Below are 14,994 nucleotides of genomic sequence, written 5' to 3' on the forward strand. Positions count from 1 at the left end.
CCCATGATCGGCCAGACGATGATCAACGTAAAGGTATCCGGTGCCCGTACCCGTCTGTCGACGTTCCTGGCCGGTGCGTTCCTGATGGTGCTGTGCATCGTCTTCGGCCCGGTCGTCTCCGACATCCCCATGGCTGCCCTGGTCGCCGTCATGATCATGGTGTCGTTCGCCACCTTCGACTGGCACTCGATCGCGCCGAAGACACTGAAGCGGATGCCGGCCGGGGAGATCACCGTCATGGTGATCACCGTCGCGTGCGTGGTCGCCACGCATAACCTCGCCATCGGTGTCGTCGTCGGCTCCCTAACCGCCATGGTTATTTTTGCCAAGCGCGTCGCACACCTCGCCGAGGTCACCGCCGTCACCGACCCCGAGGGCACAACGGTCGTCTACCGGGTGACGGGCGAACTGTTCTTCGCCTCCTCCAACGACCTCGTCGGACAGTTCGACTACGCGGGCGACCCCGATAGGGTCGTCATCGACCTGTCCGCGGCTCACATCTGGGACGCCTCCTCCGTCGCCGCCCTGGACGCCATCGAGACCAAGTACGCCCAGCGCGGCAAGACCGTCGAGATCACCGGTCTGAACAAGCCGAGCGCCCAGATCCACGAGAAGCTCAGCGGCGAACTCGCCGGCAGCCACTGAGCAACCGTGCGCCGGGTGGCTGCCGTGAGAGAGATCAGTCGGCAGGCTGGAGGGGGCGTGACGGCCAGTCGAGGAGACGGGCGCCGAGTACGGCGGTTTGCAGGATGTACCGCTGGTCGGGATCGGCCGGGTCGTGGCCGGTGAGTTGGCGGATGCGGGTGAGCCGGTAGGTGATTGTACGAACGCTCAGTCCGAGTCGCCGCGCGGTGGCGGTGTTCAGGCAGCCAGTGGCGAAGTATGCGGTCAGGGTCTCCAGGAGTGCCTTGGGTCCGCCGCGTGCGTCTTCGAGGCCGCCGAGGGCGGTGGCCACCAGGTCGGTGATGGCGGCCCGGTCTCTGCCGAGGACCTGGAAGACGAGCAGGTCGGAGGCGTGTATGAGCGGGGGGCTCAGACCGAGCTGGGTTGCGAGGTCGAGGGCGCTGCGTGCTTCCTGGTAGGAGCGGACGATGCCGCTGGGCCCGGGCCGCGGGCGGCTGACGGCGATCCGGCACTGCTCGTCGACAGCGTGGCGCACGGCGGTGGCGAAGAAGTCGGGAACATCCTGCACCGCGCCGGGCGAGACGCACACGAGCAGGCTGTCCTTGGTGGTGATCAGTACGTTCCCTGTGCTGAACCGGGAGGTCAGCGCCTCTTCGACATAGCGGGTCGTGTCGTCGCCCGCCCCGACGGGGCTGTCGGCCCGGGCGACGGCCACGCTGTGCGGTCCGACGAGCCGCAGCCCGAACCGTTCGGCCCGCTCGGCAAGACGACCCAGGTCGGTTCGGCCGTCGAGGAGGTCGTCGACGAACTCCCGCCGCATCGCCTCTTCACCTCGGACGGCTGCCCGGTGAGCGGTCTCGTAGCCCTGGGTCAGCGCCACCGTCGCATCGCCGATCGCTTTGATCAGAGCGGAACCGACCTCCCTCAGATCCTCGGGCGCCAGCACCTGCTGGGAGTCCGACAGGTCCGTCCAGATCCGGCAGACCGAGCCGAGATACTCGGCCACCAGGAACCGTAGGGCCGTTCCGCGGGCGGCAGCCGCCGCAGCGAGCTGCCGTAGCTCCTCAAGATCCTCCTCGGGCAGTCCCCGCTTGTTGAGAGAGGCGTCGGCGAGCCGTTTCAGGTGGCGGTGCATGTCCCCCGGCGGGGGTTCGTTCTCCGCCGCGGTCTCGGCATCCAGTGCGGGGACTGCGGCAGCTGGTGCCACCGGACCCGCATCTTGGGGACGCCTCCTCGTCGGCATGCTCCCATTTTGCCGAAGGACGGAAAAGTGCGGGGGGTCGAGACGGCCGTGTATGTGCCGACTCGGCAGGCGTCCTGCTGGGCCGCTCGGGTAATCGGTGGGTGAAGCGCCCGCTGGAGAACCCTGCGAACAGGGGGTACTGCGCTGTGCCCCGAAGCCGCCTCCTCTCGTCGGCCCGGAGGGTCGCCCAGATCCTCCTGGTGACGTTGGGCTGCCTGTTCGCCGCCCCGGTCGTGAGTTCGGCGGACTCGTCGTCCGTGCTCGTGATGCGGATCGACTCCACCATCACGCCGGTCGCCGCCGATCACCTTGAGGAAGGAGTACGCACCGCCGAGCGGGACGGACACGAGGCGCTCCTGGTCGAGATGGACACCCCGGGCGGGCTGTTCCAGTCGACCAGGGAGATCGTTCAGGACGTCCTCGCCTCCGATGTCCCGGTCATCGTGTACGTCACCCCGTCCGGAGCGCGAGCGGCATCGGCAGGCGCGTACATCGCGCTGTCTGCACACATCGCCGCCATGACGCCGGGCACCCACATCGGGGCCGGTACGCCGGTGACGGGACAGGGTGAGGACGCGAGCGAGAAGGTGGTCAACGACGCGGTCGCCTTCGCCGTATCGATCGCCGAGCAGCGGGGGCGCAGCAGGGACTTCGCGCGGGACATAGTCCGCGAAGGCAGGTCGGTGTCCGACGAGGAAGCCCTCCGGATCAAGGTCGTCGATTTTGTATCACCGTCCCGCGATGCCCTGCTCACAGAGCTGGACGGCCGCCGTGTCGTGGTCGGCCCTCCGGACGCGGAACGTGAGGTGGTGCTGCGCACGGCCGAAGCGCAGGTCGTGGAGCACGAGCTGGGGTTCTTCGGTGAGGTGCGGCAGTTCCTGGCGAGCCCGGAGTTGGCATATCTCTTCCTCTCGATCGGCACGCTCGCCGTGATCTACGAGCTGGCCAGCCCGGGCATGGGCTTCGCCGGTGTCATCGGAGCCATCCTGCTCGTCCTCGGCTTCGTCGCGCTCAGCGTGCTGCCCTTCAACGCCGGCGGGCTGCTGCTCCTCGCCCTGGCTGCCGCTTTGTTCGTGGCAGAGGTGCTCACTCCGGGCGTCGGCGTCTTCGCCGCGGGGGGAACTGTCTGCCTGCTGTTCGCCGGCGTGCTGATGTTCCGCGGCGAACTGGAAGTGGATCCCGCCGTGCTGTGGCCGACCGCCTTCGTGGTGGGCGGCGGCACGGTGCTCGCCGGCCGTCTGGCCTGGCGAGCCAGGAAGAAGCCGCCGACGACCGGGCACCAGGCATTTCTGGGCGAGGAGGCGGTCGTACGACGCGTCGAGGGCGCCACCGGGCAGGTGCTGCTCGAAGGGGCGTGGTGGACCGTCCGCGGCCGCGACGCCGAACTCGCCGAGGGGCAGCACGTCCGTGTGGTCGACGTCGACGGCTTGGAACTGATCGTCGAACCCGCCGAGCCCCCACCGGGCCGCGGAACCGAACAGGAGGACAGGCCATGAACGCGAGCCTGGTCGGCATCATCATCGGCGCAGGCGTTCTGCTCCTGCTGCTGATGTCCGCCGTGAAGATCGTGCCCGAGTACGAGCGTGGGGTGATCTTCCGCCTCGGCCGGATCATCGGAGCCAAGGGGCCGGGGTTGTTCTTCATCATCCCCGTGGTGGACCGGATGTTCCGTGTCTCGCTGCGTACCGTGACGATGGACATCCCCCCGCAAGACGTCATCACGAAGGACAACGTCACCGTACGGGTCAACGCCGTCACCTACTTCAACGTCGTCGACCCCAACCGCTCGGTGGTCGCCATCGAGGACCACATCAAGGGAACGTCGCAGATCGCCCAGACGACGCTGCGCAGCATCCTCGGCCAGGTCGACCTGGACGAGTTGCTGGTCAACCGGGACGAGATCAACCAACGGCTCCAGCGGATCATCGACGACGTCACCAACCCGTGGGGCGTCAAGGTGACCCTCGTCGAGGTCAAGGACGTCGAACTGCCCGAGGCCATGCGCCGGGCCATGGCCCGTCAGGCAGAGGCCGAGCGCGACCGGCGGGCCAAGGTCATCCACGCCAAGGGCGAGTTCGAGGCGGCCCAGACCCTGGCGGACGCCGCAGAACGGATCGAGGGCCACCCCGCGGCCATGCACCTGCGGATCCTGTCGACCATGGCGGAGATCTCCAGCGAGCGGAACTCCACCCTGATCTTCCCTCTGCCCATGGAGGTTCTCCGCCTCGTCGACATGCTCCGGCCCTCCGACGCGGCACCGGGCGCAGCCCGCACCGCGTAGCCGTATGGATCAGTACGTCCTCAGCTCACAGGTGATCGGCATGAGCCCCTCGATGGACGACCGGCACATCCTCGCAGAGATGGAGCGACACCTCTCCCGTGACGACCCCGAGCTGGTCGAACGGATGGACGCGTTGAACCATCAGTTCCCCGACGACGAGAACGACTCCGGTACCCGGAACGACGAGCAACAACGGTACGACTGGCGCTGGAAGGCCATCGTGGTGTTCGCCATCGTGCTGGCGGCGGGCCTCATCCTCACGGCGATCTTCAGCAGGACACCGTCGACCGATGACAAACACGCACCGCCGTACGGCCGTGCTCCGGCTGTCTCCGTCCACACCCCGGGGCCGGGGCTTCTGGCTGCCGCTCCGGACAGCACGGGCCACCACCTGCAGAAACAGCTCCTCCATGCCTGAGCGGGCCTCCGGCTGGAAGCACTCAAGAAGGCACGCCAGGTCATCGAAAGGTCGGCTGCATGCCCCGTCGCAACCGCAGGAACCGCGCCTTCCTCGGCCGTCTCCCGCTGCCAGAGCGGGCGTTCGTGGCGGATGCCCTGCGCACGGAGACCGTCGGCGGCGTGGTGCTGCTCGCCGCGGCCGCCGTGGCACTCGTGTGGGCCAACACGCCATGGAGCGACGCATACGAGACCGTACGGGACTTCCACTTCGGTATCGGGGCCCTCGGTCTTGACCTTTCCGTGGCCCACTGGACGGCTGACGGACTGCTGGCGTTCTTCTTCTTCGTCGCCGGTGCGGAACTCAAACGGGAACTGGTGGTCGGCGAGTTGCGTCATCCCGGCACGGCGGCACTGCCGGTGATCGCGGCGGTCTGCGGCATGGCGGTACCGGCCCTGGTCTACGGGCTCATCGCCACTGGCCTCGGCGGCACGTGGAACGGCTGGGCCGTCCCCATCGCCACCGACATCGCCTTCGCGCTGGGCGTGCTCGCGGTGATCGACACCCACCTGCCCTCCGCGCTACGTGCCTTCCTGCTGACCCTGGCCGTGGTCGACGACCTGGGTGCCATCGTCGTCATCGCTCTCTTCTACACCTCAACCATCAATCTGGCGGCCCTCATCGGCGCCGTAGTCGGTCTCGGTCTGTTCTTCCACCTGCACGACCGACGGCGCGTGCACGGCTGGTACTGGTACCTGCCGCTCACCCTGGTGATCTGGGGCCTGACACACGCCAGCGGCGTCCACGCCACCGTGGCCGGGGTCGCCATGGGACTGCTGCTGCGGGTGGCGGAGGACGGCGAAAGGGGCCGACGACCGGCCGAATGGATCGCGCACTTGGTCCGCCCCGTCTCCGCCGGGGTGGCCGTCCCGCTGTTCGCCCTGTTCGCGGCAGGCGTCAGCCTCACCGGCGACACGCTGAGGAACGTGATCAGTCAACCGGAACCACTGGGCGTGGGGCTGGGCCTGGCCGCCGGCAAGGTTCTCGGCGTCTTCGGCGGCTCCTACCTCGCCGTACGCTTCACCGGAGCCCGACTCAGCCGGGACCTCGTCTGGGCGGACGTGCTGGCCGTGGCCATGCTGGCCGGCATCGGCTTCACCATCTCGCTGTTGATAGGCGAACTCGCCTACCCCGACCCCGCAGACCTCGGGCAGATCAAAGCCGCCGTCCTCCTCGGTTCCCTGACCTCCGCACTCCTGGCCGCTGTGCTGCTGCGGCTGCGCAACAACAAGTACCGGCGGCTGTACGAGGAGGAGAACCGTGACCAGAACGCCGACGGCATTCCCGACATCTACCAACAGGCCGACCCCGTCCCCCCACGGACTGACGACCCACAGCCTCAGCATCGGGAGCGTCACGGTCGCAGGGGCGACAGATCCGTCGACACCTGAGCATCCGGTGGGTGATCCCCCCTGTCCGGGAACGCAGCGTTCCCCGTCCCTTGCTCTCACGGAGCGACACTGAGGGTGGGCGGACCCCGAGCCGTCCCTCGGGCGGCCCGGCGAATGGGTTTCGGCGGAGGAGCATCTGCCCCGTCCCCCTGGAGAAGGCGATGAACGGCTCGGTACGGATGGGACGAGTCATCGGGGTGCCGCTGCGCATCCACTGGACCGTGCCGCTGCTCGTGATGCTTTTCGGATACAGCCTGGGCAGTCACATGCTCCCGGCCGGCGTTCCGGACCAACTCAACCCTTCGGCCCAGGAGATGCTCCTGACAGGTGCCCTGTGCCCTACCGGCGCAGAGCCGCTCCGAGCTGCGCTGGTGTGCCCCCTTTGCGGACGCTGTTGGCTGATTCGGCCCTGCCGAGCCGACGCTCGGCGGGGCAATTCAGGGGCCGAATCAGCCAACAGCGTCCTTGAGCAGGTGCGGCCCACCACGGTGACTCGGGCCGAGCCGAGTGTGACGGTAGACCGGCTCGGTGGTCACGCCGACGGTGTCATCGGTGGTGCGATGACGTCAGGTAGTGCTGCCTGAGGAGTTCCTTTCCGTAGTCGTTACCGTTGGGGGTCCGTATGATCGAGTGGACGTGCAGCTGGGTCGGGGAGCCGCCCTGGGTCGCGCCGTCGGCGCCTGCCAGCGGTCCCGGATCCTGACAGTCCACCTCGATCCACCCGACCGGGCTGTGCACCCGGACGTAGAAGGCGTCGTCGTCGCTGGTGCCGCCGGCTCAGGTGACGTACGTGTTGTCGAGGTGCTTGCGGATCTCGGCCATCCTTACCTTCGCCGCGTCGGCCTTGGCACGGCCGACGAACGCCTCCGCGATGCCAAGGAGCTTGTTTCTTCTGAGCGGCGGTCAAGACGTTGCCGCGGATGCCGGTGTACTCCTGGACTGTGTTGTCGGAGAACGCGCCCGCCTTCATGGACTCGTTGGACTTGGTGGAGGACTCGATGGCGACGGCCTGCTGGGCCTCGGTGAGCGAGTTGATGAAGGCGAGGGACGAGACGACCTCCTCGTGGCACACGGTCACGGTCTCGCCGTCGATCTCCATGGAAGTCGGTTCGGACCCCCAGAAGCAGGGGCTCATCACGACCTGGCTGCCAAGGACGAAGTAGTTGATGACAAGGTGATGACCCGTCGAACTGGAAGCCCCAGGGCTCGGTCGCCGACGGGGTGCCCATGACGGTCCAGTAGAAGGCGTCCTCGTTGAAGGCGTCGGTGTTGTTGATCGCCTCACCCGCCGCCTGGTTGATCCGGCGGATCTTCTCGGTGGTCTCCAGGCCGTCCGCGCTGAGCGCGGAACTTCAACAGGGCGGTACCCAGGGTCTTTTGATTGTCAGTCAGATAAGCGAGGGAGACGCCCTGGCGCTCGTAGGAATCGATGTTGCTCCACATGCGCCACTCGGTGGAGTGGACGGTGAACTGCGTCGACGTCTTCTGGTCGTCGGTGAGCCCGTCCAGGAAGGCGTTCGCGGCGGAGACGACCGGGGGGCCAGGGGCAGCACGACCAGGGAGTTGCGGGTCGCGCCGGTGAAGACGATCGCCCGCCCGGCACCGGCATCGAGGCGAAACAGCTTGGCCACTGCCTTCCCTGCGAAGGTCACCACCAGCAGGAACAGGACGTAGAAAGGGATGACAACGGCCCACCGGTCAGGTTGTCGTCGAGTTGGGGATCTGGGAGTGACCACGGTCAGCAAGATCGCGGCCATCAGCGGAACTGTCGTGGTGGTCGCCGCGTCGGAGAACTTCTGCCCGGCCGGCCAGAGTGCGGACCACGCTTGCAGGGCCCAGGCGAGGGCGAGCGGGATGACGATCAGGAAGGCGAAGGCTTCGAGGAATGGGCTTGCCTCGACGATGTCGGCCAGCTCGGAGCCCATGAACATGTACAGGAACAGCGGCAGCAACAGCATCTGAGCCACGAGCAGCAGCGGGGTCGCGGCCAGCAGGCGGCGACTGGAGCCGCCGGCCAGCCCGGAAAAGACGATCACGTAGTCCACGCACGGGCACAGCAGGACCAGCAGGACCCCGACCTGTACGGCCGGGTCGGCGGGCAGGAACGTGAACATCCCGGCGACGACGAGCGGCACCACTACGAAGTTCACCACCAGGGCTGCGGTGAGGAACCGGCCGTCGCGCAGCGAGCGGACCAGTTCGGCGGCCGGGACCTGGAGGAAGGTGACGAACAACAGGGTGCCGAGGACCGGGTTGATGGCGTGTTCCAGCCCTGGGCTGGCGTCCGGGTCCGCCCAGCCCAGCAGGCCGCCGACGGCCATCGCGGCGAGGTAGATCGCGACCTGGTGGTGTTCCATCCGCTCGACCAGGCCCTGCGGTCCCTGCTGCGACAACCCGGCTGCTCCCTCGCGCTCGTACCGTGCCGCCCGGGGGCGGTCGGCTGTCCCTCCTTTTGGGGAACAGTGCCGCTGACTGCTCACAGCGGCCGCTCAGGGGTGTGTTCTTCAGGGGCCGCTGACCGCACCCGGGGCGCGGTCCCGGCGACGATCACCTTCGCCGCCTGGCCATCGTGAGCCCGGCCGATCCATGTCCCGTGGTCGCCATCGGGTGCCGCTGCGCGTACGGCTGGCGCGGCGACTCCTGCTCACCAGTGGTTGTGTACTCCTGGCGGCCGCGGCAGGTTCACCGTTCGATCATGCGCCGCGCGACGGTCTGCTGATCTTGTTGCGGGCCACCAGTTCCAGCACTACAGCCACCGCGACGGCCTCCACGGCCAGCAGGGCGACCAGCACGAACAGCTGGACCGCTCCAGCCAAGAGGGGTGATGCCCCGCCGAGCAGCATGCCGATGAAGGCGCCTGGCAGGGTGACCAACCCAACCGTCCTGGTCTGGTCGAGTGCTGGGATCAGCGCTCCGGCGGCCGACTGCCGGGCGATCTCCAGCCGGGCATCCCGATCCATGAACCCAATGGACAAGGCCGCTTCGACCTCTCCGCGACGCGTCTCCAGCTCCTCCAGTGCGCGCCGCCCGGCGAGCACCGTCGCGGTCAGCGCGCCCCCGATGAGGATGCCGGTGATCGGAATGAGAGCGATGCCCCTGACCGGCAGCACGCCGATCGCCACAAGCAGCACGACGACCGGGAACACGGCGACGCCGATCGGCACGGCCGCCCACCGCCAGGTGTCGTTCTTGGTGATGCGGCGACCAGCTGTACGGGTTGCCACCGCGAACATCATCGCTATGAAGGCGAAGAGCAGTGGGCGCGAGTCGAGCGCCCACCTGACGACGGCCGCGACCGCGGCCAGCTGCACCGTCGCCCGTAGCCCGGCGGTGACGATCGCGCGGGTATGCCCCAGCTGCGCCAGTGCCGCTACCGCGGCGCCCGCGACGAGCAGCACCGCGAGCGCGACGCCCAGAGCCGGGTTCACCGGAAGTAGGGTGGAGGCCGACGTGATCACGGCCTCACTCTAGGCGGGGTGCACAAGGCCGTCCTCGGTGATTGGGCAACCTCCTTCAACTCCGGTGCCGTCGAAGGGCGAGACTCGGACATCGCAGGGATCAAGGGGGTATGGATGCGTCAGTGGGCATGTTCGACACCCCGGCGAGGGCGAATCTGGCACCTGACAGACCTTGAGTGTCCCAGTGACGGCCGACTGCTCCACGGCTCTGCCCCTTCGCCCTCTCCCTCTGTGTGAACATCGTTCGTATGGAGGGGAGCTCGCTGCCGCGTCGTTCGCCGCAGACCCTTGCTGTCCGGCATTGCAGGAGGCGATGGCCGCCCTCGCGCCGGGGTTTCACGCGCGCTCCAGGAAACGCCGCAGCACGTTAACCCAACTGAGTCTTTCCTGTGAATGGCCGGTGTGAGTCAGAGGCCGGCGGGTGGGTGAGAAGGGTGGCCCGTGGTGAAACGCTACGCGGGTGGACGAGCGCCGCCGCGCGGACTGGGTGATCCGCGCGGCGGCGATTGGGCCGGCTCCAGGGACCGTAGTGGGGCCGACGCGTCTGGATGCAATTGCGAAGAAGGAAGGTCGGCACCGGTCCCCGGTGCTCAGGGTTGGCTGAGGAGGTAGCCGCCCATGGAGGTGAAGTACTCGGTCGCGCTCATCTCCCGGCCGTCTTCCGTCCGTACGCGCGTGATGGCCAGGCCGTGGTTGCGGCCGGTACGGGCATCGGCTCCGGCTACGATCACCACGCCGTCGCCCTCGCGATAGAAGATGCGGCCCGGCGTGCCGCCGTAGCGGCCCTGGGACACCACGGCGGCCAGGATCTCAAGTCGCTTGCCCTTGTGGAAGGTGAAGGCGCTGGGGTACGGCTCGGACTGGGCGCGGACGAGGCGTTCGAGGTCCTCCGCCGGCCAGGTCCAGTCGATGCGGATGTCCTCGGCAGACCGCTTGTGGAAGAAGCTCGCCTGGGACCGGTCCTGCTTGGTGAACTCCGTCTGCCCGGAGGCGATGAGGTCGAGCGCTCCGATGGTGACCGGCGCGATCAGGTCGACGGTTTTGTGGAACAGGTCGGTGGCGGTCTCGGTCGGCCCGACCGGCATCGCCACCTGCCGGACGATGTCGCCGGCGTCGAGTTCGTCGTTCATCATGTGCGCGGTGACGCCGACTTCGGGTTCGCCGTTGATCAGGGCCCAGATCAGCGGTGAGAAGCCGGCGTACTTGGGCAGCAGCGAGTCGTGCACGTTCAGCGTGCCGTGGCGCGGGAGGTCGAAGATGCGCGGGGGGATCCATGTACGCCAGTTGTTGGCCACGATGATGTCCGGGTCAGCCTCCTTGAGGCGCTCGAACAGCTCGTCGTCGTCAGGTCGGTTGCGGATCAGTACCGGGACGCCGTGCTCTTCGGCGAGGTCGGCGACGGAGTCGCTCCAGATCTTCTCGTAGGCATGCTCGCTCTTGGGGTGCGTCACGACCAGTACCACGTCGTGCTCGGAGTCCAGGAGGGCTTTGAGGGTGCGGTGCCCCCAGGTCTGGTAACCGAACATGACGACCCGCATGGGGTTCCTCCTCAGAGCAGGGATAGACCGGCGGCAAGTAAAGCAAGGCTTACCTTGGTTTTCAACGCCTATGTAGGGTGCCCCAGTTGACAGCTGCGGATGCGCGGTTGTCCGTTTTGCCTATCGACAGCTTCACGGGATTAGCTTAGCCTCCCCTAAGTTTGGTGAGCCGCTCCATCGGCGTGCCCACCTTCACTCTCCGCACGCTCGACAGGCGGCGGCCCCGCACGATGGGAGTGACATGTCACAGGTTCTTCCTGGTGACGTACCACCGGTCCATGACCTCATTGGCATCGGCTTCGGACCGTCCAATGTGGCCATGGCGATCGCACTCAGCGAGCACAACGCACGCGTCGGTAGGCAGAAGGCGGTCACCGCTCACTTCTTCGAGCAGCAGCCGCGCTTCGGATGGCACCGCGGCATGCTCATCGACGACGCGACCATGCAAGTGTCCTTTCTCAAGGACCTGGTGACGCTCCGGAACCCGGCCAGCGAGTTCAGCTTCCTGTGCTACCTGCAGAGCAAGGGACGGCTGATCGACTTCATCAACCACAAGAACCTCTTCCCGCTGCGGATCGAGTTCCACGACTACTTCGAGTGGGCCGCGGCCAAGGTCGACGACATGGTCTCCTACGGCCACGAGGTCGTCGGCGTCACGCCTGTCGTCCGTGACGGAGTCGTCGAGTACCTGGACGTGACAGTCCGGTCGGGGGAGGGGCTCGTGATCCACCGGGCCCGCAACCTAGTCATCGGCACCGGGCTGCGTCCCCTCATGCCGGAGGGCGTCGAGTGCGGCGACCGCGTCTGGCACAACTCCGAACTGCTGGCGAAGGTAGATGAGTTGGAGGGCACTTCGCCCACTCGGTTCATCGTCGTGGGCGCCGGTCAGAGCGCCGCCGAGAACGTCGCCTACCTCCACCGCCGCTTCCCCCAGGCCGAGGTCTGCGCCGTCTTCTCCCGCTACGGCTACAGCCCCGCCGACGACAGCAGCTTCGCCAACCGGATCTTCGACCCCGCGGCGGTCGACGAGTACTTCGCCGCACCCGAGATCGTCAAGCAGCAGTTGATGGACTACCACGGTAACACCAACTACTCGGTGGTGGACATCGACCTGATCGACGACCTGTACCGGCAGATGTACCAGGAGAAGGTCCTCGGCACCGAGCGGCTGCGCTTCCTCAACGTGTCCCGGCTCACCGGCGTCGAGGAGACTTCGGACCAGATCCGCGCCACCGTCAAGTCCCTTGTCACCGGCGAGGAGACGTCGCTGGACGCCGACGTCGTGGTCTTCGCCACCGGCTACAGCCCCGCCGACCCCCTCGGCCTCCTCGGCGAGGTCGCGGACAGTTGCCTCCGCGACGACGCGGGCCGCGTCCGCGTCGAGCGCGACTACCGCATCGCGACCGACTCCGACCTGCGCTGCGGCATCTACCTGCAGGGCGGCACGGAGCACACGCACGGCATCACGTCGTCCCTGCTGTCCAACACCGCCATCAGGGTCGGCGAGATCCTGGACTCGCTCCTCGACCGGGGCTTCAAGTCCGCGTCCGACGAGGCCCGGCCGGTCGCCGACGGAATCGGCAGCACCTCCCGTTAGCCCCCCGCCCACCGGTCCCACCCCCACACCCCGCCTGGTGCACCGCACCCGCAGGCGTGGCAGCACTGCGCAACACCGTGAAAGGAACATCCGTGTCCACTGGTACACGCCCTGGGCTGACGCGGTTCGCCAGATACGTACCCCGCGCCGCCGTGGCTGCCGTCGCGGCGCTTGCCCTGACCGCCTGTGGGGGCGGGACCGACAACGCCTCTGCCGAGTCCACGTCCTCGGCATCGGCCGGTGCGGACGCCAAGTCCGCCTTCCCGGTCACCGTGGAGCACAAGTACGGCAGCACGACGATCGACAAGGAGCCCAAGAAGGTCGTCACGCTCGGCCTGTCCGACCAGGACGCGGTGCTGGCGCTCGGGATCAAGCCGGTCGGTGCCGTGGACTGGTTCAAGGAGCAGCCGTACGGCAAGTGGCCGTGGGCCAAGGACAAGTGGGGCTCGGACCTGCCGGAGATCGTCGGTGAGCGCGACGACTACAACATGGAGAAGATCGCCGCGCTGAAGCCGGACCTGGTGATCGCCCAGTACTCGGGCATGAAGAAGGAGCAGTACGACACCCTCTCCAAGTTCACCAAGGTCGTCGCCCAGCCCAAGGGCCATGAGGACTACCAGGCGCCCTGGCAGGACATGACCCGGCAGATCGGCAAGGCGCTCGGCAAGGAAACCGAGACCGAGAAGCTGATCTCGGACATCGACGCCCGCTTCGCAGCAGTCCGGGACAAGCATCCGGAGTGGGCCGAGAGCACGCTCGCCGTGGCCGACAGCTTCGAGGCGGCTAAGTACGCGGCGTTCACGAAGACCGACCCCAAGGCGATCTTCTTCAACGAACTCGGATTCAAGCTCCACCCCGAGATCGACAAGCTGGCCGAGCCAGGTTGGAACGTCGCCGAACTCAGCGCCGAGAAGCTCAACGTGCTCGACGTCGACCGCCTCGTCTGGGTCACCTCCAGCACCGAGGCCAACGACCGTATCAAAGCCGAGCCGCTGTACAAGAAGCTGAAAGTCCACCAGGACAAGCGCGACCTGTTCGTCCCCTACCAGGACCCGGACATCGGCGCCGCGTTCTCCTTCAACACGGTCCTGTCGATCCCCTACGCGATCGACGAAATCGAGCCGCTGCTGACCGCCGTCAAGTGATCGCCCGTCTCACCCCCCACACCGCAACGCCCGCCGGTACCGCCGTCATACACGGCGGGCAGGCACGTAGCACGCACCGTGAAATCCCCGTGAAAGGAACATCCGTGTCCACTGGTACACGACCTGCGCTGACGCGGTTCGCCAGATACGTACCCCGCGCCGCCGTGGCTGCCGTCGCGGCGCTTGCCCTGACCGCCTGTGGGGGCGGGACCGACAACGCCTCTGCCGAGTCCACGTCCTCGGCATCGGCCGGTGCGGACGCCAAGTCCGCCTTCCCGGTCACCGTGGAGCACAAGTACGGCAGCACGACGATCGACAAGGAGCCCAAGAAGGTCGTCACGCTCGGCCTGTCCGACCAGGACGCGGTGCTGGCGCTCGGGATCAAGCCGGTCGGTGCCGTGGACTGGTTCAAGGAGCAGCCGTACGGCAAGTGGCCGTGGGCCAAGGACAAGTGGGGCTCGGACCTGCCGGAGATCGTCGGTGAGCGCGACGACTACAACATGGAGAAGATCGCCGCGCTGAAGCCGGACCTGGTGATCGCCCAGTACTCGGGCATGAAGAAGGAGCAGTACGACACCCTCTCCAAGTTCACCAAGGTCGTCGCCCAGCCCAAGGGCCATGAGGACTACCAGGCGCCCTGGCAGGACATGACCCGGCAGATCGGCAAGGCGCTCGGCAAGGAAACCGAGACCGAGAAGCTGATCTCGGACATCGACGCCCGCTTCAAGGCCGTCCGCGACAAGCATCCCGAGTGGAAGGGCAAGACGGTCGCCGTCGGGGAGCCCTACGAGCCGGGCAAGTTCTCCGCGTTCTCCCCCAACGACCCCAAGGTCATCTTCCTGACGGAGATGGGTTTCACCACCTCCGAGAAGTACCGCCAGGCTCTCGGCAAGGAGAACATCGCCGACCTCAGTGTCGAGCGCCTCGACGTCATGGAGGCCGACCGCACGGTGTGGCTGGGCACTCCCGACACGGAGAAGGCCATGAAGGCCGACCCGCTGTACAAGAAGACCAAGGTGTACCAGGAGAAGCGGGACCTGTTCCTGCCGTACGACAGCCCGGACATCGGCGCCGCGCTCTCCTTCAACACGGTGCTGTCGATCCCGTACGCCATCGACCAGGTCGTACCGATGCTGGAGGCCATCAAGTAAGCCGGACGGGGTGCCGCCCGCCGGCACCTGTCCAGGCTCCAGCCCGACCCGCCCGCCCGGTGGCCTTTCCGCACCGGGCGGGCGCGGCTCGCCACGCGACGACCCACCA

General features: G+C 67.3%; 13 protein-coding genes and 3 pseudogenes. 8 read left to right on the plus strand and 8 right to left on the minus strand.

The window, feature by feature from the left end:
* Window positions 1–645 (plus strand): SulP family inorganic anion transporter (locus H4N64_RS32330; protein ID WP_186285999.1); only part of this gene is annotated, 645 nt, incomplete at its 5' end.
* 34 nt (window positions 646–679) lie between these two features.
* Here the strand turns inward: H4N64_RS32330 and H4N64_RS32335 are convergent.
* Window positions 680–1,831, minus strand: a complete 1,152-nt coding sequence (locus tag H4N64_RS32335) for a PucR family transcriptional regulator (RefSeq protein ID WP_336246850.1) — start codon at window positions 1,829–1,831, stop codon at window positions 680–682.
* Window positions 1,832–2,013: 182 nt separating this feature from the next.
* Here H4N64_RS32335 and H4N64_RS32340 point away from each other — a divergent pair, with 182 nt between their 5' ends.
* The 4 genes from H4N64_RS32340 to nhaA are packed head-to-tail and all read left to right on the plus strand — an operon-like array spanning window position 2,014 to window position 5,996.
* Window positions 2,014–3,363, plus strand: coding sequence for an NfeD family protein (locus H4N64_RS32340; protein WP_336246851.1), 1,350 nt, complete (start codon window positions 2,014–2,016; stop codon window positions 3,361–3,363).
* On the plus strand, window positions 3,360–4,148 hold the full coding sequence (locus H4N64_RS32345) for a slipin family protein (RefSeq protein WP_186286001.1): 789 nt from the start codon (window positions 3,360–3,362) through the stop codon (window positions 4,146–4,148). The genes H4N64_RS32340 and H4N64_RS32345 overlap by 4 nt, the downstream gene beginning before the upstream one ends.
* 4 nt (window positions 4,149–4,152) lie before the next feature.
* Window positions 4,153–4,566, plus strand: a complete 414-nt coding sequence (locus H4N64_RS32350; protein ID WP_186286002.1) for a DUF3040 domain-containing protein — start codon at window positions 4,153–4,155, stop codon at window positions 4,564–4,566.
* A 59-nt stretch (window positions 4,567–4,625) separates the two neighbouring features.
* The gene (gene nhaA, locus H4N64_RS32355) at window positions 4,626–5,996 is read left to right on the plus strand and encodes a Na+/H+ antiporter NhaA (protein WP_186286003.1); all 1,371 of its coding nucleotides are present in this window, start codon (window positions 4,626–4,628) and stop codon (window positions 5,994–5,996) included.
* Window positions 5,997–6,542: 546 nt separating this feature from the next.
* Here the strand turns inward: nhaA and H4N64_RS45735 are convergent.
* The 7 genes and pseudogenes from H4N64_RS45735 to H4N64_RS32390 all read right to left on the minus strand — a co-directional run bounded on the left by H4N64_RS45735 (window position 6,543) and on the right by H4N64_RS32390 (window position 10,992).
* Window positions 6,543–6,734, minus strand: coding sequence for a DUF3500 domain-containing protein (locus H4N64_RS45735; RefSeq protein WP_336246852.1), 192 nt, complete (start codon window positions 6,732–6,734; stop codon window positions 6,543–6,545).
* 205 nt (window positions 6,735–6,939) lie between these two features.
* Window positions 6,940–7,131 (minus strand): annotated as a pseudogene (locus H4N64_RS45740) (DUF3500 domain-containing protein); the annotation flags it as partial.
* Between the two features lie 106 nt (window positions 7,132–7,237).
* Window positions 7,238–7,306 (minus strand): annotated as a pseudogene (locus H4N64_RS45745) (hypothetical protein); the annotation flags it as partial.
* A pseudogene (locus tag H4N64_RS32375) lies at window positions 7,278–7,475 on the minus strand (hypothetical protein); the annotation flags it as partial. The pseudogenes H4N64_RS32375 and H4N64_RS45745, both read right to left, overlap by 29 nt.
* Window positions 7,385–8,353, minus strand: a complete 969-nt coding sequence (locus H4N64_RS32380) for a bile acid:sodium symporter (protein WP_260860103.1) — start codon at window positions 8,351–8,353, stop codon at window positions 7,385–7,387. The pseudogene H4N64_RS32375 and the gene H4N64_RS32380, both read right to left, overlap by 91 nt.
* A gap of 336 nt (window positions 8,354–8,689) precedes the next feature.
* Window positions 8,690–9,424, minus strand: coding sequence for an ABC transporter permease (locus H4N64_RS32385; protein ID WP_336246853.1), 735 nt, complete (start codon window positions 9,422–9,424; stop codon window positions 8,690–8,692).
* Between the two features lie 620 nt (window positions 9,425–10,044).
* A complete protein-coding gene (locus H4N64_RS32390) occupies window positions 10,045–10,992 on the minus strand; it encodes a methionyl-tRNA formyltransferase (RefSeq protein WP_186286005.1) in 948 nt (315 codons plus the stop codon).
* Between the two features lie 241 nt (window positions 10,993–11,233).
* On the opposite strand from H4N64_RS32390, the gene H4N64_RS32395 reads away from it, so the two are divergent.
* From H4N64_RS32395 to H4N64_RS32405, 3 genes are all read left to right on the plus strand, one after another.
* Entirely contained in the window at window positions 11,234–12,589 is a 1,356-nt protein-coding gene (locus tag H4N64_RS32395) for a lysine N(6)-hydroxylase/L-ornithine N(5)-oxygenase family protein (RefSeq protein WP_186286006.1), read from the plus strand.
* A 92-nt stretch (window positions 12,590–12,681) separates the two neighbouring features.
* Window positions 12,682–13,734 (plus strand): ABC transporter substrate-binding protein, encoded by a 1,053-nt coding sequence (locus tag H4N64_RS32400; RefSeq protein ID WP_186286008.1) that lies wholly within the window; start codon window positions 12,682–12,684, stop codon window positions 13,732–13,734.
* 104 nt (window positions 13,735–13,838) lie between these two features.
* On the plus strand, window positions 13,839–14,885 hold the full coding sequence (locus tag H4N64_RS32405; RefSeq protein ID WP_186286010.1) for an ABC transporter substrate-binding protein: 1,047 nt from the start codon (window positions 13,839–13,841) through the stop codon (window positions 14,883–14,885).
* Window positions 14,886–14,994: the final 109 nt, after the last annotated feature.

The sequence above is a fragment of the Streptomyces cupreus genome (genome assembly GCF_014257025.1).
Classification (GTDB): Bacteria; Actinomycetota; Actinomycetes; order Streptomycetales; family Streptomycetaceae; genus Streptomyces; species Streptomyces cupreus.